The organism is Streptomyces sp. CA-111067 (assembly GCF_050956065.1).
Classification (GTDB): domain Bacteria; phylum Actinomycetota; class Actinomycetes; order Streptomycetales; family Streptomycetaceae; genus Actinacidiphila.
Genome location: NZ_CP192103.1, coordinates 5593192 through 5616364, shown reverse-complemented (window position 1 = coordinate 5616364; position 23173 = coordinate 5593192). Strand labels below are relative to the sequence as shown.

The 23173-nt window shown below is 73.9% G+C and carries 25 protein-coding genes; 8 read left to right on the top strand and 17 right to left on the bottom strand.

The window, feature by feature from the left end; translation table 11 throughout:
* Nucleotides 1-44: 44 nt before the first annotated feature.
* Nucleotides 45-353 (bottom strand): co-chaperone GroES, encoded by a 309-nt coding sequence (gene groES, locus ACQPW6_RS24785; protein WP_033177833.1) that lies wholly within the window; start codon nt 351-353, stop codon nt 45-47.
* Between the two features lie 241 nt (nt 354-594).
* Between groES and ACQPW6_RS24780 the strand changes: the two genes are divergently transcribed.
* On the top strand, nt 595-1770 hold the full coding sequence (locus ACQPW6_RS24780) for a THUMP-like domain-containing protein (RefSeq protein WP_433891873.1): 1176 nt from the start codon (nt 595-597) through the stop codon (nt 1768-1770).
* Nucleotides 1771-1777: 7 nt separating this feature from the next.
* Here ACQPW6_RS24780 and ACQPW6_RS24775 read toward each other — a convergent pair whose 3' ends face one another.
* The 5 genes from ACQPW6_RS24775 to tsaB all read right to left on the bottom strand — a co-directional run bounded on the left by ACQPW6_RS24775 (nt 1778) and on the right by tsaB (nt 5335).
* Nucleotides 1778-2617, bottom strand: a complete 840-nt coding sequence (locus ACQPW6_RS24775) for a polysaccharide deacetylase family protein (RefSeq protein WP_433891872.1) — start codon at nt 2615-2617, stop codon at nt 1778-1780.
* A 76-nt stretch (nt 2618-2693) separates the two neighbouring features.
* Nucleotides 2694-2993 carry a hypothetical protein gene (locus tag ACQPW6_RS24770; protein ID WP_433891871.1) on the bottom strand — a complete coding sequence of 100 codons (300 nt, stop codon included), beginning with the start codon at nt 2991-2993 and terminating at the stop codon, nt 2694-2696.
* Entirely contained in the window at nt 2990-4129 is a 1140-nt protein-coding gene (gene tsaD, locus ACQPW6_RS24765; protein WP_433891870.1) for a tRNA (adenosine(37)-N6)-threonylcarbamoyltransferase complex transferase subunit TsaD, read from the bottom strand. The genes ACQPW6_RS24770 and tsaD overlap by 4 nt, the downstream gene beginning before the upstream one ends.
* Nucleotides 4122-4652, bottom strand: a complete 531-nt coding sequence (rimI, locus tag ACQPW6_RS24760; protein ID WP_433894644.1) for a ribosomal protein S18-alanine N-acetyltransferase — start codon at nt 4650-4652, stop codon at nt 4122-4124. Before rimI ends, tsaD begins: the two co-directional genes overlap by 8 nt.
* A 17-nt stretch (nt 4653-4669) precedes the next feature.
* On the bottom strand, nt 4670-5335 hold the full coding sequence (gene tsaB, locus ACQPW6_RS24755; RefSeq protein WP_433891869.1) for a tRNA (adenosine(37)-N6)-threonylcarbamoyltransferase complex dimerization subunit type 1 TsaB: 666 nt from the start codon (nt 5333-5335) through the stop codon (nt 4670-4672).
* Nucleotides 5336-5435: 100 nt separating this feature from the next.
* Here tsaB and ACQPW6_RS24750 point away from each other — a divergent pair, with 100 nt between their 5' ends.
* Nucleotides 5436-5990: a hypothetical protein gene (locus ACQPW6_RS24750; RefSeq protein ID WP_433891868.1), complete on the top strand. Its 555-nt coding sequence runs from the start codon at nt 5436-5438 to the stop codon at nt 5988-5990.
* Between the two features lie 27 nt (nt 5991-6017).
* Here the strand turns inward: ACQPW6_RS24750 and ACQPW6_RS24745 are convergent, their stop codons facing one another.
* The 5 genes from ACQPW6_RS24745 to ACQPW6_RS24725 form a co-directional block, all read right to left on the bottom strand.
* Nucleotides 6018-6200, bottom strand: a complete 183-nt coding sequence (locus tag ACQPW6_RS24745; protein WP_433891867.1) for a hypothetical protein — start codon at nt 6198-6200, stop codon at nt 6018-6020.
* 174 nt (nt 6201-6374) lie between these two features.
* The gene (gene tsaE / locus ACQPW6_RS24740; RefSeq protein WP_433891866.1) at nt 6375-6920 is read right to left on the bottom strand and encodes a tRNA (adenosine(37)-N6)-threonylcarbamoyltransferase complex ATPase subunit type 1 TsaE; all 546 of its coding nucleotides are present in this window, start codon (nt 6918-6920) and stop codon (nt 6375-6377) included.
* Nucleotides 6921-6931: 11 nt separating this feature from the next.
* A complete protein-coding gene (locus ACQPW6_RS24735; protein WP_433891865.1) occupies nt 6932-8122 on the bottom strand; it encodes an alpha/beta fold hydrolase in 1191 nt (396 codons plus the stop codon).
* 180 nt (nt 8123-8302) lie between these two features.
* Nucleotides 8303-9430: an alanine racemase gene (gene alr / locus ACQPW6_RS24730; protein ID WP_433894643.1), complete on the bottom strand. Its 1128-nt coding sequence runs from the start codon at nt 9428-9430 to the stop codon at nt 8303-8305.
* A gap of 221 nt (nt 9431-9651) precedes the next feature.
* Entirely contained in the window at nt 9652-10269 is a 618-nt protein-coding gene (locus tag ACQPW6_RS24725; protein WP_433891864.1) for a L,D-transpeptidase, read from the bottom strand.
* Between the two features lie 138 nt (nt 10270-10407).
* Here ACQPW6_RS24725 and ACQPW6_RS24720 point away from each other — a divergent pair, with 138 nt between their 5' ends.
* From ACQPW6_RS24720 to ACQPW6_RS24710, 3 genes are read left to right on the top strand one after another with little or no spacing between them, the layout of a single operon-like run.
* A complete protein-coding gene (locus ACQPW6_RS24720) occupies nt 10408-10869 on the top strand; it encodes an SRPBCC family protein (RefSeq protein WP_433891863.1) in 462 nt (153 codons plus the stop codon).
* Nucleotides 10866-11288, top strand: a complete 423-nt coding sequence (locus ACQPW6_RS24715) for an EVE domain-containing protein (RefSeq protein WP_433891862.1) — start codon at nt 10866-10868, stop codon at nt 11286-11288. The genes ACQPW6_RS24720 and ACQPW6_RS24715 overlap by 4 nt, the downstream gene beginning before the upstream one ends.
* On the top strand, nt 11285-11743 hold the full coding sequence (locus tag ACQPW6_RS24710; protein WP_433891861.1) for a MarR family winged helix-turn-helix transcriptional regulator: 459 nt from the start codon (nt 11285-11287) through the stop codon (nt 11741-11743). Before ACQPW6_RS24715 ends, ACQPW6_RS24710 begins: the two co-directional genes overlap by 4 nt.
* Nucleotides 11744-12086: 343 nt before the next feature.
* On the opposite strand, the gene ACQPW6_RS24705 is transcribed toward ACQPW6_RS24710, so the two are convergent.
* Together ACQPW6_RS24705 and ACQPW6_RS24700 are read right to left on the bottom strand one after the other, a co-directional pair.
* Entirely contained in the window at nt 12087-13547 is a 1461-nt protein-coding gene (locus ACQPW6_RS24705; RefSeq protein WP_433891860.1) for an NAD(P)H-hydrate dehydratase, read from the bottom strand.
* A 409-nt stretch (nt 13548-13956) separates the two neighbouring features.
* Nucleotides 13957-14325, bottom strand: coding sequence for a holo-ACP synthase (locus tag ACQPW6_RS24700; RefSeq protein ID WP_433891859.1), 369 nt, complete (start codon nt 14323-14325; stop codon nt 13957-13959).
* A 171-nt stretch (nt 14326-14496) separates the two neighbouring features.
* Here ACQPW6_RS24700 and coaA point away from each other — a divergent pair, with 171 nt between their 5' ends.
* Together coaA and ACQPW6_RS24690 are read left to right on the top strand one after the other, a co-directional pair.
* Complete coding sequence (gene coaA, locus ACQPW6_RS24695; protein ID WP_433894642.1) at nt 14497-15447, top strand: type I pantothenate kinase; 951 nt, start codon at nt 14497-14499, stop codon at nt 15445-15447.
* Nucleotides 15448-15509: 62 nt separating this feature from the next.
* Nucleotides 15510-16517 (top strand): DUF389 domain-containing protein, encoded by a 1008-nt coding sequence (locus tag ACQPW6_RS24690; protein ID WP_433891858.1) that lies wholly within the window; start codon nt 15510-15512, stop codon nt 16515-16517.
* Here the strand turns inward: ACQPW6_RS24690 and glmM are convergent.
* From glmM to ACQPW6_RS24670, 4 genes are all read right to left on the bottom strand, one after another.
* The gene (glmM, locus tag ACQPW6_RS24685) at nt 16498-17856 is read right to left on the bottom strand and encodes a phosphoglucosamine mutase (RefSeq protein ID WP_433891857.1); all 1359 of its coding nucleotides are present in this window, start codon (nt 17854-17856) and stop codon (nt 16498-16500) included. The genes ACQPW6_RS24690 and glmM overlap by 20 nt on opposite strands.
* Nucleotides 17857-18052: 196 nt before the next feature.
* Nucleotides 18053-18568, bottom strand: coding sequence for a 30S ribosomal protein S9 (gene rpsI / locus ACQPW6_RS24680; protein WP_433891856.1), 516 nt, complete (start codon nt 18566-18568; stop codon nt 18053-18055).
* 39 nt (nt 18569-18607) lie between these two features.
* On the bottom strand, nt 18608-19051 hold the full coding sequence (gene rplM / locus ACQPW6_RS24675) for a 50S ribosomal protein L13 (RefSeq protein WP_433891855.1): 444 nt from the start codon (nt 19049-19051) through the stop codon (nt 18608-18610).
* A gap of 266 nt (nt 19052-19317) precedes the next feature.
* Nucleotides 19318-20940 (bottom strand): ABC-F family ATP-binding cassette domain-containing protein, encoded by a 1623-nt coding sequence (locus ACQPW6_RS24670; protein ID WP_433891854.1) that lies wholly within the window; start codon nt 20938-20940, stop codon nt 19318-19320.
* Between the two features lie 87 nt (nt 20941-21027).
* On the opposite strand from ACQPW6_RS24670, the gene ACQPW6_RS24665 reads away from it, so the two are divergent.
* On the top strand, nt 21028-23166 hold the full coding sequence (locus ACQPW6_RS24665; RefSeq protein WP_433891853.1) for a hypothetical protein: 2139 nt from the start codon (nt 21028-21030) through the stop codon (nt 23164-23166).
* Nucleotides 23167-23173: the final 7 nt, after the last annotated feature.

Sequence of the window (23173 nt, the reverse complement as noted above, 5' to 3'; positions counted from 1 at the left end):
CACGGAAACCCGGGGCGGGATCACGGCTGTGCGGTGAAGCGGTCTTACTTCTCGATGATCGCGAGGACGTCGCGAGCCGAGAGGACGAGGTACTCCTCGCCGTTGTACTTCACCTCGGTACCGCCGTACTTGCTGTAGAGCACGACGTCGCCCACGGCGACGTCGAGCGGCAGGCGGTTGCCGTCCTCGAAGCGGCCCGGGCCCACGGCCAGGACGACGCCCTCCTGGGGCTTCTCCTTGGCGGTGTCCGGGATGACCAGGCCGGAGGCCGTGGTCTGCTCGGCATCCAGCGGCTGGACCACGATGCGGTCCTCAAGCGGCTTGATGGCAACCTTGGTGCTGGCGGTCGTCACGATCCGACCTCCCCCTTCAAAGGGCTCACGGGAGTGTCTGTCTGGGTCGGCGACCTGGTAGGCCCGTCGTCGCGGGTGCCGGACCTGCCCGTCGCTGAGTTCTGGCACTCAGCGCTGCCGAGTGCCAGGACCGAGAGTAGGACGGCTCTTAGCACTCGGTCAAGCGGAGTGCCAGGAGCAGCACCCTCCGGGGCCCGGGACGCGGGCGCGCCCCGCCGGGGCCGGGGGGGAGAATGGGGGCGTGGATGTCGACGGGTTCGGGGCGCTGCTCGGGTCGGAGGGGCAGGGCCTGCTCCAGGCCCTCAGGGAGTACGAGGCCGGCGATGAGCTGGCGGTCGCGACCAGGCTGCGGCGGGAGCATGACGCCGGGCTGGTCGGCACGGCCCTCACGCAGGCGCGGCTGCGGCAGCGCGGCGCCGCGAAGTTCGGCGCGGACGCCGGGCGGATGTACTTCACCGCGGACGGGGTCGAGCAGGCCACCCGGACGAGTGTCGCCGCGCACCGGGCCGGCCGGTTCCGGGCGGCCGGGGCCGAGCGGGCCGCGGACCTGTGCGGCGGGGTCGGCGGTGACGCGATCGCGCTGGCCAGGGCGGGGCTCGACGTGCTGGCCATCGACCGCGACCCGCTGACCTGCGCGGTCGCCCGCGCCAACGCCGAGTCGCTGGGCCTGGCAGACCGGATCGAGGTGCGCTGCGCCGACGTCATGACCTACGCACCCCGCCCCGGCGAGGCCCTCTTCGTCGACCCGGCCAGGCGGACGGGCCGCGGCCGGGTGTTCGATCCGGAGGCGTACTCGCCGCCGCTGTCCTGGGCGGTGGCCGCCGCCCGCGCGGGAGCGCCGGGCGCGGTGAAGGTCGCCCCGGGCATCCCGCACGAGGCCGTGCCCGACGACGCCGAGGCGGAGTGGGTCTCCGACGGCGGCGACGTCAAGGAGGCCGTGCTGTGGTTCGGCACCGGGCGGCCGGGAGCGCGCCGGGCCACCCTGCTGCCGAGCGGCGCCACGCTGACCGGCCGCGGCCTGCCCGACCCCGCCGTCCGCCCGGTCGGCCGGTATCTGTACGAGCCCGACGGCGCCGTGATCCGCGCCCATCTGGTCGCCGAGGCGGCCGAGGAGATCGACGGCGGGCTGATCGACCCGACGATCGCCTACGTCACCGCGGACGCGCCGCGGCCGACCCCGTACGCCACCGGCTACGAGATCACCGATGTGCTGCCGTTCCACCTCAAGCGGCTCAAGGCGCTGCTGCGCGAGCGCGGGGTCGGCGTGCTGACGGTCAAGAAGCGCGGCTCGGCCGTGCAGCCCGAGGAGTTGCGCCGCCGGGTCCGCCCGCAGGGCCCGAACGCGGCGACGGTGTTCCTGACCCGGGTGGCCGGGGCCCCGTCGATGCTCGTCGGCCGTCCGCTGGAAGGCCCCTGACCGGCGGTCAGACGTAGTCTTCGAGCGCCGCCACCGAGAAGCCCTGCGCGGCGATCTCCCGCAGCAGGTTCGCGGTCATCGCCGTCATCGACTCGCCCTGGATCTGACTGGGCGTCCTGAAGTGCGCCAGGATGATGTCGCCCGGCTGGAACGCGTGCTCGCCGACCGGGAACTGCACACCGGTCACGTCCATCGCCTCCCGCCAGAGGATCACCGCGCGCAGCCCGCCGCAGGACTTCACGATCTGCACGGTGGCCGCGTTCATGTTCCCGTACGGCGGCCGGAACAGCCCGGGCGTGGCGCCGTACTCCTGGGTGAGCTTGACCTGCTGTCCGCAGATCTCGGCCTGCTGCTCCTGGTCGGTGATGTGGATCAGGTCGGGATGGGTGAGCGTGTGGTTCTCGATCGGGTTGCCGAGCTCCTGGAGCGGCTTGAAGTAGCCGTAGTCGTCCTTGATGAACCGGTCGGTCAGGAACATCGTGAACGGGATGTTCAGCTCCCGCATCATCGTGACGAACTCGGGGTCCTTCTCCAGCCCGTCATCGAACGTCAGGAAGACGACCTTGCGCGAGGTCGGCACGCGGGCCACGTACGGCAGCAGCCCGGGCCCGGTCTTCACCGGCTTGACGGCCGGCGGCAGCGGCGCGAGCGGCATGAGCGGGATGTTCCACTTGTGAAAGGCCGCGGCCCGTCCCGTCTGCGGCATGCGGAACGGGTGACCCACCGTCATCCGCCCGCTCAGGGCGCTCTGTTCCGGCGTGCGGGAGAAGAAGGTGGCCTGGGTGCAGCCCACCGTGACCAGCAGGCCGAACACAGCCAGGAGCGGAAGCACCGCTTTGACTCGCATGAAGCAAGATCCTATGTCTGAGACGGGACCCACCACGACGAGCGCGCGACCGGGGAGGGGGTCGCCGGCCGCGCGCTCACTCTGGACGATGCGGGTTTGTCCCCGCGGGTTCCACCGAAACCGAGGTGAACCGCCAGCGGTGCACCTCGCGCCGGACCAACTCCGGTGCGGGGTCGGGCAGTTCGGGAAGCTGCACCTCATGGCCGCGCGGGGCGTCCCACCAGGTGAGCACCAGCACCCGGTCGCCGGGGGCGACCAGGAACTCCCGGCGCAGGAAGCCGCCGGGCAGCAGGGCCGCCTGCTCCCTGGCCCAGTCCAGGAGTTCGGGGCCGCGGCCTTCCGCGGCGGCGGCCTCCCACATCAGGGTCGCGGTCATCCGTAGAGGTTTTCCTTGCTCAGCTCGTGCAGATGGTCGTGGCCGTGGTCGTGGCCGGGCCCGTGGTCGTGTTCCGGCCGGTCCTGGTAGGTGTGTCCCGGCACCGACACCTCGGTCACCGGCAGCGAGGAGTCGGCCGGCAGGTCCAGGGTGGAGGCGGCCCGGCCGCGGGCCACCATCTCGGCGCCGAGCGCGGCGACCATCGCCCCGTTGTCCGTGCACAGCCCGGGCCGCGGCACCCGCAGCCGGATGCCGGCGTCGGTGCAGCGCTGCTCGGCGAGCGCCCGCAGCCGGGAGTTGGCGGCCACCCCGCCGCCGATCATCAGGTGGTCCACGCCGTTGTCCTTGCAGGCCCGCACGGCCTTGCGGGTCAGCACGTCCACCACGGCCTCCTGGAAGGACGCGGCCACGTCGGCGATCGGCACCTCCTGGCCGTCCCGGCGCCTGGCCTCCACCCAGCGGGCCACCGAGGTCTTCAGCCCGGAGAAGGAGAAGTCGTAGCGCGCGTCCCGGCCGCCGCTCAGGCCGCGCGGGAAGGCGATGGCCGCCGGGTCGCCCTCGCGGGCCCGCCGGTCGATCACCGGGCCGCCGGGGAAGCCGAGGCCGAGCACCCGGGCCACCTTGTCGAACGCCTCGCCGGCCGCGTCGTCGATGGTCGCGCCGAGCGGCCGTACGTCGCTGGTGATGTCGGGGGCGAGCAGCAGCGAGGAGTGGCCGCCGGAGACCAGCAGCGCCATCGTCGGCTCGGGCAGAGCGCCGTGCTCCAGCTGGTCGACGCAGATGTGCGAGGCGAGGTGGTTGACGCCGTAGAGCGGCTTGCCCAGCGCATAGGCGTACGCCTTGGCCGCGGACACCCCGACCAGCAGCGCGCCGGCCAGCCCCGGGCCCGCCGTCACCGCGATGCCGTCCAGGTCGCTCGCGGCCACCCCGGCCTGCTTCAGCGCCCGCTGGATCGTCGGGACCATCGCCTCCAGGTGGGCGCGGCTGGCGACCTCGGGCACCACTCCGCCGTACCGGGCGTGCTCCTCGACGCTGGAGGCGATCGAGTCGGCGAGCAGGGTGTGCCCGCGCACGATGCCGACTCCGGTCTCGTCGCACGAGGTCTCGATGCCGAGCACCAGGGGTTCGTCAGCCATGGTTGTCCGTCTCTCGGGGGCCGGCCGCGGTGGGCAGGGAGGTGGCGGGGTCGGCGAGCCGCATCACCAGTGCGTCCACGTTGCCCGGCTGGTAGTAGCCCTTGCGGATGCCGATCGGCTCGAAGCCGAAGCGCTGGTAGAGCCGCTGGGCGCGCGGGTTGTCCACCCGGACCTCCAGCAGCACCTCGCGGCACTCGGCGGCGGTCGCGGCGCGCAGCAGCACGGTCAGCAGCCGGGCGCCGAGCCCGGTGCCCCAGTGGTCGCGGGCGGTGGCGATGGTCTGCACGTCGCCGGTGCCGGCCACGGCGGCGAGCCCGGCGTAGCCGACGATCCGGCGGGCGCCGGTGCCGGTATCCGTGCCGGTGCCGGCTCCGGTTTCCGTTTCGGCGACTACGTACGTACGGCCGGCCGACGGGTGCCGGGTGTCGGCCAGCTCCGACCAGAACATCCCGCGCGACCAGGCGTCCTCGGGGAACAGCTCGTGTTCGAGTGCGATGACGGCGTCCATGTCCCACCAGCGCATCGCGCGCAGTACGGGGGTCACTTCGGCAGGACCGCCTTGTAGCCGGCCGGCACCTGGGCGTCCGGCCGGCGCAGGTACAGCGGCAGCGCCGGGGCGAACTCCTCGCCGTCGGCCAGCCGCCGCGCGGCGAGCGCGGCCAGCGCGCCGGCCGACTGGTGGGCCGGGTCCGGGCGGTGGCGGGTGAAGACGTCCGGGTAGAGCGCGGCGCCGGCGCCGACCGCGGGCAGCGCGGTGACCTCGGGGTCGATCTCGGCCGGCCGGTCCACGGCCGGTTCGGTGACCCGGTGCCGCGGGCCGTCGTACCTGGCCCAGTAGACCTCTTTGCGGCGGGCGTCGGTGGCCACGGTGAACGGCCCGTCGAGCCCGGCCTCACCGGCCGCCCAGGCGAGGCCGTCCAGCGTGCACACGCCGTGCACGGGCACGCCGAGCACGTCGCCGAACGAGGCCGCGGTGACCAGGCCGACCCGCAGCCCGGTGTACGGGCCGGGGCCGACGCCGACCACAATGCCGGTGACCTCGGCGAGCGGCCGGCCGGCGGCGGACAGCACCCGGTCCACGGCGGGTACGAGCAGTTCGCCGTGCCGGCGGGCGTCGATCACCGTGGACTCGGCGAGCACCCGCTCCCCGTCGTACAGGGCGGCGGTGACGGCGGGCGTGGCGGTGTCGAAGGCAAGCAGCAGCACGCCCCCAGGGTACGGCGCACTCCGGAGCGGGAACCGCGGCGGGCGGTACGGCTGCTACCGTCAACCGGGAGGGAGCGCGCAATCCGACCGGAGGACAACCGTGGCAAGGATCAAGTCCGGCACGATCGTCTCCGGGCTGACCGCGGTGGCGATGGTCATCATCGCCGTGCTCGCGGCGCAGGCGTCGGGCTCCGCGCCCAAGACCCCGGTCGCCGCCAAGCCGTCGGCCACCACGTCGGGGAAGGCGCCGAGCAGCAAGCCGAAGCCCAAGACGTACCCGCTGCCCGGCCGCTCCGGCAGCGGCAAGCGGGTCGTCTACAGCCTCAGCGGCAAGCGGGTCTGGCTGGTCGCCCGCGGCGACCATGTCGCGCGCACGTACCCGGTGGTCGCGGGGAACGTGGCGCCGACGCTCGGCATCCACCGCGTCTACTCGCGCAACCCCCGGGGCACCGGTGGTGACGGGGCGCAGGTCGAGCACGTGGTGCTGTTCGCCACGACGGACGGTCTGAACATCGGGTTCAGCTCCGAGATCCACGGCAAGCTGACGAAGCCGGACCCGTCGAAGAAGACGGGGGCGCTCCGGCAGACCCGGATCGACGGCGCCGCGCTGTGGCTGTGGGCGACAACCGGCAGCGTGATCGACGTCGTGCGCTGAGCCCTGACGGGCCCCGGTTCGACCGGTTCAGTCCTCGGGTTCGGCCGGCGCGTTCTCGTCAGCCGGGTTCACTCGATCGGGTGGCGTGGACACCGTACGGGCGGCCACGCAGGAGGCCAGCAGCGCACGGGTCGTCGGGGGCCGCACGAGCGCGACGGCGGGGGCGGCGGTCTCTGCCGGCGTCTGCTGGTCCTGGGTCTGGGACGACATGCGCGCCTCCCCGTACGAGAAGAAGTTAGGGCCGCCTTACCAGGCGCCTGCCACAAGAAGAACACGGCAGCAGGTACCTACGCAACATCTTCCCGACAGCCTGTCGGTTCATGCGCGGGACGCGGCGATCGGCCCCGTCACGCGTTGCGCGGGGCGCGCCACGACGGGCCGCCGCTAGACCGCCAGGCCGCTGAGATCCTCCGCCGCCCAGCGCGGGCCGACCCCGGTGACGGTCACCTCGCGGACGTCGTCGGCGTCCGGACCGCCGTCCTTCTCGTACGGCGAGCGGGCGATCACCACCTGGAGCCGGGCCTCCGACAGCTCCTCGACCTTGCCCTCGCCCCACTCCACGACCACCACCGACTCCGGCAGCGAGACGTCCAGGTCCAGGTCCTCCATCTCGTCCAGCCCGCCGCCCAGCCGGTACGCGTCCACGTGCACCAGGGCCGGGCCGCCGGTCAGCGACGGGTGGACGCGGGCGATGACGAAGGTCGGCGAGGTGACGGCGCCGCGCACCCCCAGGCCCTCGCCGAGGCCGCGGGTCAGCGTGGTCTTGCCCGCGCCCAGCTCGCCGCTCAGCAGCACCAGGTCGCCGGGGCCGAGCAGGGCGGCGAGTCTGCGGCCCAGTTCGCGCATCAGTTCGGCGGTGCGGACGGTGAGGTGGACGGCGGGAGCGTGCTCCCCGGTGCCCGCGGGGAGCGGGTCGTGCGATGTGCCCATGACCGCGAATGCTACGCGTCGCCGGCCGTCGCCAGTTCCCGGAGTCCCTCGGGAACGGGCGCGCTCACCGCGTCCGCGGCCTGCTCGATCAGCACGGCGAGGGCGGCGTTGACCAGCTCGGGCCGCTCCATTATCACCAGGTGCCCGGCGCCCTCGACGATGATCAGCTCGGCGTCCGGCAGCTTCTCGGCGATGTCCGTGCTGTGGCCGCTGGGCGTGAGCAGGTCCTTGTCGCCGGCCAGCACGAGGCCGGGGCGGCCGGTCAGCACGGCCAGCGCCTCGCCCTTCTCGTGCTCGGTGAAGGCCGGGTAGAACTCGGCGACCACGTCGATCGGGGTGGACTCGATCAGCCGCTCGGCGAACCGGCCGACCGCGGGGTCGGGCTCGGAGCCGAACGAGTAGCGCTTGATGATCCCGGCGAACAGGTCGGCGGTGGCGCGCCGGCCGCGCTCCACCAGTTCGGCCTGGCTGCCCAGTATCCGCAGCAGGCCGGGCGCCACGGCCCGGAAGGCGCGGGCGCCGGCGGCCGGCAGGCCCAGCGTGACGGCGGCGAGCTTGCCCGCGGAGGTGGACAGGAAGGCGACGCCGGCCACCCGCTCGGCCACGTACTCGGGGAACTGGTCGGCGAAGGCCATCACCGTCATGCCGCCCATGGAGTGGCCGACCAGCACGACGGGGCCCTCGGGGACGGCCGCGTCCAGGACGGCCTTCAGGTCCCGGCCGAGCTGGTCGATGCTTCCGGGTTCGCCGGCGCGCTGGTCACGGCCGCGTTCGCTGCGGCCGTGGCTGCGCTGGTCCCAGTAGACCGCGCGGACGGTGTCGCGCAGGGCGGCGCGCTGGAAGTGCCAGGAGTCCTGGTTGAGGCAGTAGCCGTGCGAGAACACGACGGTCAGCGGCCGGGCCGCGCTCTCCTGGCCGGCCCGGCGGCGCAGCCAGCCGCGGCGCGGCGGGTCCTGGACCGCCGGGGGGACGTCCTCGACCTCGTAGTACAGCTCGGTGCCGTCCTCGGCGGCCACGGTGCCCGGTTCCCCGCGGAGCGTTCCGTACGGCCCGCCGGCGTCCAGCGCGAGCTGCGCCCGCCGCCGCATCCCCCGCCCGACGGTCACCCGCTCGATCGCCACCCCGGCGGCGGCCCCGGCCGCGACCACCCCGATGGCCGCGCCGACGAGACCGGCCCGCTCCCACTTCACGTTTTCCCCCACGTCACGTCACCGCCCCGATGGGACGGTTCCCGTCGTTGCCGGACCTACCGCCCGGTGAGGGCTGGTCGCGCAGTTCCCCGCGCCCCTGGCGAAGCCGGGGCAGCCCCGCAAACGACCCGCGCCCCTGGCGAAGCCGGGGCAGCTCCGCGGCGGGGACGGGCGCGGGACGGGGAAGCCGGGTCATGAGCGCGTGCCGACGTAAAGACGGGGGACGCGGGGGCCGATGCGGGTGATGATCTCGTAGGCGATCGTCCCGCACGCGCGGGCCCAGTCCTCGGCGGAGGGCTCGCCCCGGTCACCGGGGCCGAACAGGATCGCCTCGTCGCCGGGAGACGGCAGATCCCCGTCGAGGTCCACCACGAACTGGTCCATCGCCACCCGTCCCGCCACCGTCCGCCACTTCCCGGCCACCAGCACCGGCCCCGCGCTGGACGCGTGCCTCGGTACACCGTCTGCGTACCCCAGCGGCACCAGCGCAAGCGTGGTTTCCGCCGGCGTGACGTACTGGTGCCCGTAGCTGACGCCGTGGCCGGCCGGCACGCGTTTGACCGAGGCCAGCCGGGCGCTGAGCGTCATCACCGGGCGGAGCCCGAAATCCGCCGGGCCGCCGACCTGCGGCACCGGCGAGATCCCGTACATCGCGACCCCCGGCCGCACCAGGTCGAAGTGCGCGGACGGCAGCGTCAGCGTCCCGGGCGAGTTCGCGATGTGCCGCACCTCGGGGTCGAGGCCGGCCTCGGCGGCCTGGGCGAGCGCGGTGCGGAAGACGTCGAGCTCGCGGGCGATCGAGGGGTGGCCGGGCTCGTCCGCGCAGGAGAAGTGCGCCCATACGCCGGTGACCCGGATCAGCCCGGCCCGCTCGGCCTCGCGCGCCGCCGCGGTGAGCTCGGGCCAGTCGGCGGGCTGCGCCCCGTTCCGCCCGAGCCCGGCGTCGATCTTGAGCTGCACGGCCGCGGTGCGCCCGGCCGCCTTCGCCGCCGCGCTGACCTCGCGCAGCGCCCACATCGAGCTGAGCGTGACCTCGACGTCCGCCGCGATGCACGCGGCCCAGGGCGCGCCGGGCGTGAGCAGCCAGCACAGCACCCGGCCGCCGACCCCGGCCGCCCGCAGCGCCAGCGCCTCCTCGGGCGTGGCCACGCCCAGCCAGGTGGCGCCCGCTTCGAGCGCGGCCCGCGCGCAGGGGATCATGCCGTGCCCGTACGCGTCCGCCTTGACGACGGCCATGAACGCGGCGCCCGGGGCCTTCGCGCGGAGCGCCGCCACGTTGGACCGGAGCGCGTCGAGGTCGATCAGCGCGCGGGCGTGCACGGGGGCGGGGACGGCCGCGCCCGCGTCGGGACCCGCCGCCCCGCTGCCCGCCGCCGTCACACCGTTCGCCGTCACACCATCAGCCGTCGCCGCGCCCATCGCCCTGCCACCCATCGCCGTGCCGTCCACCGTCCTGCCGTTCGCCCTCTCGCGCGCTGTGGCCTGCCCGTTCATAGCGGCAAGTGTCGCAGGCGGGACCGGGTCCCGGGGGACCTGCCCGGTCACGTGCCGGGCTTGCGGCCCCAGACGTAGACGGCGTCGCCCTTGTGCAGCACGCTCCACAGCCGCTTGGCGTCCGCCCTGGTGAGGTTGACGCAGCCGTACGAGCCGGGCCGCGAGTAGACGCTGCCGGAGATCGCGTGGAACGCCTGGCCGCCGGAGAAGAACTGGCTGTAGGGCATCGGCGAGCCGTAGATCGTCGAGACGTGGTTGATGTGCCGCCAGTAGACCTTGAACCAGCCGGTGCGGGTGCGGTAGCCCTTGCGGCCGCTGCGGATGTGCACCTTGCCGAAGACGCGGTGCGCGTTCCTGCCCTGCTGGACCCACATCGTCTGGTGGGTCAGGTCCACGCAGGCGACCCGGCCGGTGCGGACGGGGCAGGGGCGGCCGGCTGCCTTCGCCGGCTGCGCCGCCAGGGCGGGGGCAGCCGGGGCCGCGCAGAGGGCGGCGAGCGTGAAGAGGACGGAGGCGAGGCGTCGGCGGCGGAACCGGCTCGGCGTCCGGGGCGGACGCGCGTCGGTGCCCGTGCTCAGGCCCGTGCTCGTGCTCGTGCTCAGGCCCGTGCTCGTACGCGTACTCGTGCCCGTACGCGCGCTCGTCGGGGATTGTGTGATCACCATGAGATGAGCCTTATCCCGTGCCGGGGCCACGGCCGCGCGCCGGAGCGGGAGTTCACCCGGTTCGCCGGAAGGGGGGCGCGCCGCGCCGGGTGCCCACTCCCCCTTGACGGTCATTTACTATGCGCGCATACTAAATACATGATGACACTCGCTGAAGCCCAGATCACCTCCCCCGCCGAGCCCGCCGCCTTCTTCGCCCGCTGGGCGGACATGGCGACCTGGCCGGAGTGGAACACCGACACCGAATGGGTGCGCCTGGACGGCCCGTTCACGCTCGGCGCGACCGGACAGCTCAAACCCAGAGGCGGCCCCAAGGTGGCCTTCGAGGTCACCGGGCTCGTCCCGGAACGGGAGTTCACCGACGTCTCCAAGCTGCTCTGCGCGCGGCTGACCTTCCGTCACCTGGTGGACCGCACGCCGGACGGCGCCACCCGGGTGGCCGTCACCATCACCCTGTCCGGTCCGCTGGCCCGGCTGTGGAACCTCGCGCTCGGCAAGGGCATCAAGGCGAGCGTCGGGGAGGACCTGGCCCGGCTGGCGGCGGCGGCCGAGGCGAAGGGCGCCGGGCCCCGCGCGGGCGGCGAGGTGGCGGCGGCATGACCGGCTGGCTCGGCGTCGTCTCCCGCGACCACGTACGGCGTGCGGTCAGCCTGGGCATCGCCCAGCTCGGCCACGGCAAGCGGCCCGGCCTGGCCCGGCTCAGCCAGGGCGACTGGCTGGTCTACTACTCGCCGCGCACCAGCCTGCACGACGGCGAGTCGATCCAGGCGTTCACCGCGATCGGCGAGGTGTCGGACGAGGAGATCTGGCAGGCCGACGAGGGCGACTTCACACCGTGGCGGCGGCGGGTGGAGTACGCGCCCGGCGCCGTGGACGTGCCCGTCGCCGACTTCGGCGGCGCGCTCGACCTGACCGCCGGCCCGAACTGGGGCTACCAGCTGCGCCGGGGCCTGCTGCCGCTCACCGAGCACGACCTGCGGCTGATCGGCGCGGCGATGGGGGCGGGGGCGTTCCGTTGAGCGAGCGGCTCGCGACCGGGTTCGGATCGGCGGAGGAGAGCCCCGGGTTGCTGCTGTGGCAGGTCACCAACCGCTGGCAGGCGGCGCAGCGGGCCGCACTCAAGCCGTACGGGCTCACCCACGTGCAGTTCGTGCTCCTCGCGTCCCTGAGCTGGCTCCAGGCCGACGGCCCGGTCACCCAGCGGCAGCTGGCCGATCACGCGGCGACCGACGCGATGATGACGTCCCAGGTGTTGCGCGCGCTGGAATCCCGCGCACTCCTGCACCGGCTCCCCCACCCCACGGACGCCCGCGCCCGCGCTCTGACCCTCACGGAAGAGGGCCGCGCGCTGGCCGACCGCGCGGTGACGGCGGTGGAGTCCTGCGACGCGGTTTTTTTCGCCGCCCTGGGCAGGCAGGTGGGAGCGTTCACGTCCTCCCTGCGCAGCCTGCGCGACGCGGCGCCGCGCCCATAGTTCCCCGGCTGTGCGGTCCTCCCGGGGCCCCACCGGGCGGGGTGGTTGCGGTCATCCCGGGATCCACCGGCCGGTGGTCGGTTGAGCGCGCAGTTCCCCGCGCCCCTTCGGGGCGCCCTTGCAACGCCGGGCGCGAGCGGAGCGCTTTTACGGGCGCGGGGCTGCCTCTGATCTGCGGCTGCCGCCGCGTGGGCGCTTGGGGCGAGCGGAGCGCTTTTAAAGGGGCGCGGGGAACTGCGCCACCAGCCACAGCGGGTCCGCACCTGGCCCACCGGCCGGAGTAGGGCCGGTCGTGGTCGGGACCCGCCGGCCGGTGGGTGGTCTTGGTGTGCGAGCCGCAAGCTCAGGCGTGAACGCCGCGCCAGGCGGACGGGACCGCCTCGGCGACGTCGAAGGCCGCGATCGGCGCCCCCGGGTGCCCCGCCGCGTGGCGGGCCGCGAGGCCGTGGAGGTAGGCGGCCACGGAGGCCGCGTCGCGCGGGGCGAGGCCGGTGGCCAGCAGGGAGCCCGTCAGGCCGGACAGGACGTCGCCGCTGCCCGCGGTGGCCAGCCACGCCGTTCCCGTGGGGTTCACGCGCACGGCGCCCTGACCGGGAGCGTCGATCAGCGTCGTGGACCCCTTGAGCAGCACCGTCGCGCCGAACGTCTCGGCGAGCTCGCGCACCGCCGCGAGCCTGCGCGCCTCCACGTCCTCGCGGGCCCGGCCGAGCAGCGCGGCCGCCTCCCCGGCGTGCGGGGTCAGCACGGTCGGCGCGGACCGGCCCCGTACGGCCTCGGGCGTGAGCAGCCGCAGGCCGTCCGCGTCGACGAGGACGGGCACGTCCGACTCCAGCACCTGCGCGACCGCGGAGCGCGCCTCGGCCGAGTCGCCGAGGCCGGGCCCGACCACCCACGCCTGGACCCGGCCGGCGTCGGCCGGGGAGCCCGTCGAGACCAGCGTCTCGGGGTGCCTGGCCAGGACGGCGCCGCCGCCGCGGCCCACGTACCGTACGGCCCCGGCGCCGCCGCGCAGCGCGCCCGACACGGCCAGCACGGCCGCCCCCGGGTACTGCTCGGAGCCGGCCACGACGCCGACCACCCCGCGGCGGTACTTGTCGCTCTCGCCGCTCGGGCCGGGCAGCAGGGCGGCGACGTCGGCGTGCTGGAGCGCTTCCAGTTCGGGCAGGCCGAGGTCGGCGGCCAGGCCGATGTCGATCAGCCGGGGGACGCCGACGAGGGAGGCGGCGGGGTCGATCAGCAGGCCGGGCTTGTACGTGCCGAAGGTGACGGTCACGTCGGCGTGCACGGCGTCGCCGGTGACCTCGCCGGTGTCGGCGTCCACGCCGCTGGGGAGGTCGACGGCGATCACCGCGGCGCGGGAGTCCCGGGCCGCGGCGGCCAGCGGGACGGCGTCCGGGCGGAGGCCGCCTTTGCCGCCGATGCCGATGATGCCGTCGAGGACGAGGTCGGCGCGGGCGAGGAGGGCGGGGCCCTCCTCGGGGGTGGCGGTGCGGCCGCCGGCCGCGCGGAGGTCGGCGAGGGCGGCGGCGTGCGCGCGGTCGGGGTTGAGCAGCACGGCGGTGGCGGCGGCGCCGCGGCGGGCGAGGCGGGCGGCGGCGTAGAGGGCGTCGCCGCCGTTGTCGCCGCTTCCGGTGAGGACGACGACGCGGGCGCCGTAGAGGCGTTGCCCGTTGCCGCCGAGCACGTCGGCGCACACGGCCGCGAGGCCGGCGGCTGCCCGGCGCATCAGCGCGCCGTCGGGGCTGCGGGAGATGAGCGCGGCTTCGGCCGCTCGCACGACGTCAACCCTGTGCGCAACCCGCATCCGCGTCTCCTCCCGCCACACCCGAACCCCGAACGTACCCCCGTTCCCCCCACCCCCGCCCGCCGAACGCTCCCCCGCGGCCCCCACCAGCCCGGTGGCCCGGACCCCGCGCGTGCCCCGCGCGGCCGGTGGGTCGGGTGCGGGTCCGCTGTGGCTGGTGGCGCAGTTCCCCGCGCCCCTTTAAAAGCGCTCCGCTCACCTCTGGCGTTGCAAGGGCGCCCGTCAGGGGCGCGGGGAACTGCGCGACAAGCCACCCACCGGCCGGAAGATCCGGGGACGGCCGCAACCACCCCGCCCGGAGGGCCCCAAAGGGGCGCGGGGAACTGCGCGACAAGCCACCCACCGCCCGGTGGATCCCGGGACGACCCCGACCATCCCGCCCGGAGGGCACCCGCTGCCGAGCCGGAGGCTACGCCTCCGCGATCACCACCGCGGACGCGATCCCCGCGTCGTGGCTCAGCGACACGTGCCACGACCGAACGCCGAGCTCCGTCGCACGCGCGGCCACCGTGCCCTGGACGGTGAGGTGGGGACGCCCCGAGGAGGACGTCGTGATCTCCGCGTCGAGCCAGTGGAGGCCGGGGGGAGCGCCCAGCGACTTCGCCAGGGCCTCTTTCGCCGCGAAGCGGGCCGCCAGGGAGGCGGTGCCGCGGGGGGCGCCGTCGGGGAGGGTCAGTTCGGACGGGGTGAAGAGGCGTTCGGCCATGCCGGGGGTGCGGGCCAGGGCCTCGGCGAAGCGGGCGATCTCGGCCACGTCGATGCCGACTCCGACGATCATTCTGCTGTCACCGCCGCGCCCGCGTATCGCACCATGCCGCCCAGCCTAGAGCCCGCCCCCGCCGCACCCGGCCCGCCCGGCCGACCACACCCCGCCGCACCCGCCCCGGCCGGCCCGAGCACACCCGCCGCGCCGCCCCTCCCTCCCCGGCGACACAATGGGCCCGTGCCCATGACCGCCGCCACGGCCAACAGCCCCTACGTCGATCTCACCCGCGACCAGTGGAGCGCCCTCCGCGAGCGGACACCCCTCCCCCTCACCGCCGACGAAGTGGAAAAGCTGCGCGGGCTCGGCGACGTCATCGATCTGGACGAGGTCGTGGACGTCTACCTGCCGCTGTCCCGGCTGCTCAACCTCTACATCGCCGCGCACAGCGGCCTGCGCGGCGCGCTCAACACGTTTCTCGGGGAGGGCGCGCAGCCGGGCACGCCGTTCGTGATCGGGGTGGCGGGGAGCGTGGCGGTCGGGAAGTCCACCACCGCGCGGCTGCTGCAGGCGCTGCTCGCGCGGTGGCCGGAGCACCCGCGGGTCGAGCTGGTCACCACCGACGGGTTCCTGCTGCCCAACGCGGAGCTGGAAAAGCGCGGGCTGATGTCCCGCAAGGGGTTCCCGGAGTCCTACGACCGCCGCGCCCTCACCCGGTTCGTGTCGGACGTCAAGGCGGGCAGCGCCGAGGTCACCGCGCCGGTGTACTCGCACCTGGTCTACGACATCGTGCCGGACCGGCGGCTGACCGTACGCCGCCCGGACATCCTGATCGTGGAGGGGCTGAACGTACTCCAGCCCGCGCTGCCCGGCGGCGACGGCCGCACCCGCGTCGCGCTCGCCGACTACTTCGACTTCAGCGTGTACGTGGACGCCCGCACCGAGGACATCGAGCAGTGGTACCTCGGCCGGTTCCGCAAGCTGCGCGAGACCGCGTTCCAGGACCCGTCCTCGTACTTCCGCAAGTACACCCAGGTCCCGGAGGAGGAGGCGCTGGACTACGCCCGGCTGATGTGGCGCACCGTCAATCTGCCGAACCTGGAGCAGAATGTGCTCCCGACCCGCGGCCGGGCCACGCTCGTCCTGCGCAAGGGCCCGCAGCACAAGGTGCAGCGCCTCTCGCTGCGCAAGCTCTGACCCTCACGACCACACCCGAAGACCGCACCCGAAGACCGCCTTCACCACCGGGGGAACCGTCCGTGCTCCACCTGCGCCTGATCGTGCCGCCCGACCGCTCCGACGACGTCGCCGCGCTGATCACCAAAACGGTCGGCGCCACCCATCTGACGGTGCTGCGCGGCGCCGCGCTCGACCCGCCGGGCGACCTGATGACGTGTGACGTGGCCCGCGAGGCGGCCGATCCGCTGCTGGTGGAACTGCGCAAGCTGGGTATCGACAAGACCGGGTCGATCGCCGTGGAGTCGATCGACGTGTCGCTGTCGCGGAGCGCGGACCAGGCCGAGGAGGACGCGCCCGGCGAGGGCGCAGACGCGGTGGTCTGGGAATCGCTGGTCGAGGAGACCCACGAGGAGTCCACCCTCACGGTCACCTTTCTGGCGTTCCTGACCGTCGCCACCATGCTCGCCGCCTTCGGCGTGATGCTGGACAGCTCGATCCTGATCGTCGGCGCGATGGTGGTCGGCCCCGAGTTCGGCCCGCTGGCCGGCTTCTGTACCGGCCTGGTGCGCCGCGACCTGCCGCTGGCCCGCCGCTCGGTCGTCGCGGTGACGGTCGGCTTCCTGATCGCCACGCTGCTGACCGGCGCGTTCAGTGCGCTGCTCGACCTGTTCGGGCTCTTCAGCAGGTCCCAGTTCGAGTCGCCGCACCCGGCGACGGAGTTCATCTGGCAGCCGTCCTGGGACTCGCTGGTGGTGGCGATGCTGGCCGGGATCGCCGGCATACTCTCGCTCACCTCCGCCAAGTCCGGCGCGCTGGTGGGCGTGGCGATCTCGGTGACGACGGTGCCGGCCGCCGCGAACGCAGCGCTGGCGATCTCCTACGCCAACTGGCACGAGGCGTCGGGCTCGGCCGTGCAGCTGGTGGTGAACCTGGCCGGCATCGCGCTGGCCGGCACCCTCACGCTGCTCGCCCAGAAGCAGCTCTGGGCGAGGCAGCGGACGCGCAAGGGCACGGCGGGTGGCCCGCAGGCCGGGGGGCGGCGCAAGGGACCACCCCGGGGGCCGTGGTTCAGCCGAGGGTCGATTTGACGACGTCGGCGAGCCGGGCGGCGACCGCCCGCGCGTGGTCGATGTCGGCGGCCTCCACCATGACCCGCACCAGCGGCTCGGTGCCCGACGGGCGCAGCAGCACCCGTCCGGTGCCGCCGAGTTCGGCCTCGGCCTCGGCGACGGCGGCCAGCAGCTCGGGGGTGGAGTCCACCCGGCTCTTGTCCACGTCGGGCACGTTGACGAGCACCTGGGGCAGCCGATTCATCACGGAGGCCAGTTCGGCCAGCGAGCGGCCGGTCTCGGCGACCCGGGCGGCGACCAGCAGGCCGGTCAGGGTGCCGTCGCCGGTGGTGGCGTGGTCGAGCACGATGACGTGCCCGGACTGCTCGCCGCCGAGCGCGTAGCCGTGCTCCTTCATCGCCTCAAGCACGTACCGGTCGCCGACCGCGGTCTCCACGAAGGTGATGCCCTCGCGTTCCATCGCCAGCTTGAAGCCGAGGTTGGACATCACGGTGGCGACGACGGTGTTCTCCCGCAGCGCCCCGCGGTCGCGCAGCGCGAGCGCCAGGATGGACAGGATCTGGTCGCCGTCCACCTCCTCGCCGGTCGCGTCGATGGCCAGGCAGCGGTCGGCGTCGCCGTCGTGCGCGATGCCGAAGTGCGCGCCGTGCTCGACCACGGCGGCCTTGAGCAGGTCCAGGTGCGTGGAGCCGCAGCCGTCGTTGATGTTCAGCCCGTCGGGCTGGGCGCCGATCGTGACGACCTCGGCGCCGGCCCGGGAGAACGCCTCGGGCGACACCCAGGAGGCCGCGCCGTGCGCCTCGTCCAGCACGATCTTCAGGCCGTCGAGCCGGTTGGGCAGGACGCCGATCAGGTGCGCCACGTACTGGTCGAAGCCCTGGTCGTAGTCCTTGACGCGGCCCACGCCGCCGCCGGTCGGACGGTTCCAGGGGGCGCCGGTGCGGTGCTCGGCGTAGACCGACTCGATCCGGTCCTCCAGCACGTCGTCCAGCTTGTGGCCGCCGCGGGCCAGGAACTTGACCCCGTTGTCCGGCATCGCGTTGTGGCTGGCCGAGAGCATCACGCCGAAGTCGGCGCCCAGCGCGCCGGTGAGATACGCCACCGCCGGGGTGGGCAGCACACCGACGCGCAGGACGTCCACGCCCGCGCTGGCCAGGCCGGCCACGACGGCCGCCTCCAGGAACTCGCCGGAGGCCCGCGGGTCCCGGCCCACCACGGCCACCGGACGGTGCCCCGCGAAACTGCCTGCTTCGGCGAGGACATGCGCCGCGGCGACCGACAGGCCGAGCGCCAGCTCGGCGGTCAGGTCGGCATTGGCCATGCCACGCACCCCGTCGGTGCCGAAGAGTCGTCCCACAGTGTTTCCTCCGATGTTCCGTGCGGCGGTCGTGCGGCCGTCCCGACCCGCGACATCCGCTGTGCCGGTGGCGCTCGGAATCACATCAACACACATTTACGCCGATTCCGAGTAATGCGAACGCCTCGGAGGCAAAGACTGCCTCCGAGGCGTTCGATGCGCCCGACGCGGCATGGGTTCCCGCGCCGGAGGCGACTTAGCGCTTGCTGAACTGCGGCGCCTTGCGGGCCTTCTTCAGACCGGCCTTCTTGCGCTCGACCGCGCGGTCGTCGCGGCGCAGGAAGCCCGCCTTCTTCAGCGCGGCGCGGTTGTTGTCCACGTCGGCCTCGTTGAGCGCGCGGGCGACGCCCAGGCGCAGCGCACCGGCCTGGCCGGAGATGCCGCCACCGCTGATGCGGGCCACGACGTCGTACCGGTTGTCCAGTTCGAGCACCTTGAAGGGCTCGTTGACTTCCTGCTGGTGCACCTTGTTGGGGAAGTAGCCCTCAAGGGTGCGGCCGTTGATCTTCCACTTTCCGCTGCCCGGAACGATCCGGACCCGGGCGATGGACTGCTTGCGGCGGCCGGTGCCGGCGGCCGGCTGCGGGTCGCCGAAGCGGGAGGCCATGGACTCGGAGGTGAACTCCGACTCGACGGCGTCCGACTCGAAAGTGGTGACCTCGTCGTAGGTCTCTTCGGCCTCGACGGGGGTCTCGGCAGTGGTCTCAGCCACGATTCTCCTCAGATTCTTTCTGGTAGCTGGTGGCCGGGACTACTGCGCGACCTGGGTGATCTCGAACGGCACCGGCTGCTGGGCAGCGTGCGGGTGCTGGTCGCCCGAGTAGACCTTGAGCTTGGAGATCATCTGACGGCCCAGGCTGTTCTTGGGGATCATGCCCTTGATGGCCTTCTCGATGGCCTTCTCCGGGTTCTTGGCGAGCAGCTCGTCGTAGCGCACGGAGCGCAGACCGCCGGGGTAGCCGGAGTGCCGGTAGGCCAGCTTCTGGGTCTTCTTGTTGCCGGAAAGGTGCACCTTGTCGGCGTTGATGATGATGACGAAGTCACCGGTGTCAACGTGCGGCGCGTAGATGGGCTTGTGCTTGCCCCGCAGGAGATTGGCGGCCTGGCTGGCCAGCCTGCCCAGGACAACGTCCTGCGCGTCGATGACGTGCCACTGGCGGGTGACATCGCCGGGCTTGGGGCTGTACGTACGCACGGTCGTAGCCTTCGCTTCTTCAGTGATGGGGTCGCCCCGGACCCGTGAGGGCACAGGGGACGGGTCCTGTACAAGGCCACCCGAACGATCGACAGCCTTGGCGGCAGCCGGGGACGCAACCCGTCTGCCCGCCGCTGGTCATCGGCCCGGTGGACCGGCGTAAGGGCCCCTCACGTGAGATAGAGCAAGCCAATACGCATAACGAACCATGAGAATACCCGTGCGCCCCCCGACGGGTCAAAACGCGTCAGCGGCGCCCGACCCTGTCAGCGGGGGCGCTGGACCCGGCGCTCGTCCCAGACCGGCTCCGGGGTCTCGCGGACGACGCCGTCCGAGCCGAAGACCAGGTAGCGGTCGAAGCTGCGGGCGAACCAGCGGTCGTGGGTGACCGCGAGCACCGTGCCGTCGTACGACTCCAGGCCCTCCTGCAACGCCTCCGCGCTCTCCAGGTCCAGGTTGTCGGTCGGCTCGTCGAGCAGTAGCGCGGTGGTGCCCTCCAGCTCCATCAGCAGGATCTGGAACCGCGCCTGCTGCCCGCCGGACAGCTTGTCGAACGACTGGTCGCCCTGCCGTTCCAGCTCGTAGCGGCGCAGCACCGACATCGCCCGGCCGCGGTCCCGCGAGTGCTCGGTCCACAGGATGTCCACCAGGGTCCGGCCCATGAGCTCGGGGTGCGCGTGCGTCTGCGCGAAGTGCCCGGGCACCACCCGGGCGCCGAGCCGGTACGTGCCGGTGTGCGCCACCGAGGTGTCGCCCGCGAGCAGCCGCAGGAAGTGCGACTTGCCCGAGCCGTTGGAGCCGAGCACCGCGACCCGCTCGCCGTAGAAGACCTCCAGGTCGAACGGCTGCATCAGGCCGGTCAGCTCCAGCTGCTCGCAGGTCACCGCGCGCACCCCGGTACGGCCGCCGACCAGCCGCATCCTGATGTCCTGCTCGCGCGGCGGCTCCTCGGGCGCGCCCGCGTCCTCGAACCGCTTCAGCCGGGTCTGCGCCGCGTGGTAGCGGGAGGCCATGTCCGGGCTGTTGGCCGCCTGCTGGCGCAGCCGCAGCACCATCGCCTTGAGCTTGGTGTGCTCCTCCTCCCAGCGGCGGCGCAGCTCCTCGAAGCGGGCGAAGCGCTCCTTGCGTGCCGCGTGGAAGGTGTCGAAGCCGCCGCCGTGCACCCAGGCCGTGGATCCGGCCGGACCGGTCTCCAGGCTGACGATCTTCTCCGCGCTGCGGGAGAGCAGTTCGCGGTCGTGGCTGACGAACAGCACGGTCTTCTTGGTCAGCGCGAGCTGCTCCTCGAGCCAGCGCTTGCCGGGGACGTCCAGATAGTTGTCCGGCTCGTCGAGCAGCAGCACCTCGTCGGGGCCGCGCAGCAGCGCTTCGAGCACCAGCCGCTTCTGCTCGCCGCCGGACAGCGTCTTGACCTCGCGCCACTGCGCCCGCTCGTAGGGCACGCCGAGCGCGGCCATCGTGCACATGTCCCAGAGGGTCTCCGCCTCGTAGCCGCGGGCCTCGGCCCACTCGCTGAGGGCGTGGGCGTACGCCATCTGGGCCGGTTCGTCGTCCTGCGCGATCATCGCGAGCTCGGCCGCGTCGACCGCATTCGCGGCGGCCTGGATCCGCGGGTGCGCGACGGAGACCAGCAGGTCGCGTACGGTGCGGTCGTCGCGGACGCTGCCGACGAACTGCCGCATCACGCCGAGGCCGCCGCTGAGGGTGACGCCGCCGCCGTGCGGTTTGAGCTCGCCGGAGATCAGGCGCAGCAAGGTGGTCTTGCCGGCGCCGTTGGGGCCGACCAGGGCCACGGCGGCGCCGTCGCCCACCCGGAACGAGACGTCGCCGAGCAGCGCCCGCCCGTCCGGCAGGTAGTACTCGATGTGCGCTGCTTCGACATGTCCCATGGCTTGAATTCTCCCGGGCGACTCGATTCGCCCCAACTTGTTTTCCTGGAATACGTGTGCGGCCGGACCGGCAATATGATGCGCGACATGACTGATGGGTCCGGGCAGCAGCCACCGCAGGAACCGCGCAGGAACGCCCCCGACGGCGGGCGCGAGGTCCTGGAGGGACGCGTGATCCCCTCCCGGACGCAGCAGGCGTACGAGGCGCGTCCGCCACAGGACGCTCACCAGGCAGAAGACCCGCGCGACCAGTTCCGCCAGCCGGAACCGCAGCCCGGGCCGCAGGCGCCGTCCTCGGGCCCGGCGTGGTCGCCGCAGGCCGACGCGGCGGCGGGTTACGGCCCCGGGCCGTCCCCCGAGCCGTGGTCGCCGACCCCGACGGCACCGGCCCTCGACCAGGGCCACCGCGCGATCACCGGCGCCGCGTCGGAGGGCGCCGAGCAGACCCAGTGGTCTCCGACGACGCCAGGCGCCGAGGCGGGCTACGCCGGGTCTCCCGCCGCCGGTTACGCGGACCCCGCGGCGGTTCAGGGCGCCCCGGGCGGCGGTTACGCGGACCCCGCGGCGGTTCAGGGCGCCCCGGGCGGCGGTTACGCCGACGCCCCCGGCCCCGGCGGCCAGGGCTGGCCGCCCACCGCGGCGGATCCCGATGGACCGGGCCAGACGTGGGTGCCGCAGGACGGCGGCAACGCCCCCGGCGGCTGGCAGGGCCAGCCCGCGGGCGGCCCTGCGGGCCAGGGCCCGCACGCCGGGGGCCAAGGCGCCCCCCAGCAGCCGCACACCGCGGGCCCGGGCCAGATACCCGGCGCCGCGAACCAGGCCCCCCAGGGCCCGCCTGCCGCCTCCGGCCCCACCGCCTACGAGCAGGGCGACTACCCGCAGCAAGGCGCCCCGGGCGCCGCCCCGCACCAGGGAGCCCCGGCGGCAGCCTTCCCGCAGCAGAACGCCCCGGGGGGCTTCGCCCAACAGCAGGCCCACCCCGGCGCCGCCCCAGCAGGCTTCCCGCAGCAAGGCGCCCCGGGAACCCCGCAGCAAGCCGCACCCGGCCAGTTCTCGCAGCAGAACCAGCCCGGCGCAGCCGGCGCCCCGGCGGCCTTCGGACAGCAGGCAGCATCCGGCGGCGCGGGCGCCCCGGCAGGCTTCGCGCAGCAAGGCGCACCCGGGACCGGACCGTCCGCGCAGCAGAACCAGCCCGGCGCCGCCGGCGCCCCGGCCGCCTTCGGGCAGCAAGGCGCACCCGGCGCCGGCCCCGGGGCCCCTCAGCAATCCGCCCCCTCCCCCGGCGGGCCGCGGCCCGCGCAGGCCGCTTCTGACGGGCCCGGGGGGCTGCCCCGGCGCGTCAAGCCCGCTGTGCGGGGGGAAGGGGCCGTGCCCGGGGGTGGGCGGCGGGCCGGCGGCGGCGGGAGCGCGGGGCGGGGTGGCCTCGGGAGCGAGGCCGGGACGCCGGACTGGAGCGCGCTTGCCGAGGTGCAGGAGTCCGGCGCTCGCCGGAAGCGCGTGCTGATGGTCAGCGCGGGCATCGTGGCCGTCGCGGTGATCGCCGGCGGTGTCGCCACCGCCGTCGTGATGTCCGGCAAGAGCGACAGCAACCAGCCGATCGCCGACTCGTCGAGCGCGAGCAGCACCGCGACCCAGCAGCAGCTGCCGCCGGCCCCGTCGTTCTCCTCCGTCGCTCCCCCGCCGCCGGCGAACCCGCTGGACTACCTGTCCACCGCCGCGAAGGACACCGCGCCGATCACCGCCGCCTCCCTCTTCCCGGGCAAGCAGTTCGTGATGAAGGGGCACACGTACCTGAAGGGCAACACCGCCCTGACCTCGCAGTGCGCCACCGGCGCGCATGACGCGCTGGCCTCCGCGCTCAGCGCGAACGGCTGCCGCAAGCTGGTGCGGGCCACCTACGTGCAGGGCAACGTGTCGGTGACCGTCGGCATCGCGGTGTTCGACGACACCGCGCACGCGGCGAAACTCAAGCGCGTCGCGGAGTACCTGAGCCCGCTGCCCGGCGGCGGCGTACGTGACTTCTGCCACGCCGTCGCCTGCCGGATGACGTCCAACCAGACGGGCCGGTACGCGTACTTCGCCATCTCCGGCCTGAAGACCAACAAGACGATCACCGCGTCCGACACCGTCGCGAAGACCGCCGCCAACGAGGTGTCGGACTTCGCCTTCGACCGGATCATCCAGCGCGGCCGGGACGCGGCGGCGGCCGACCGCAAGAACGGCTGACCGCCGG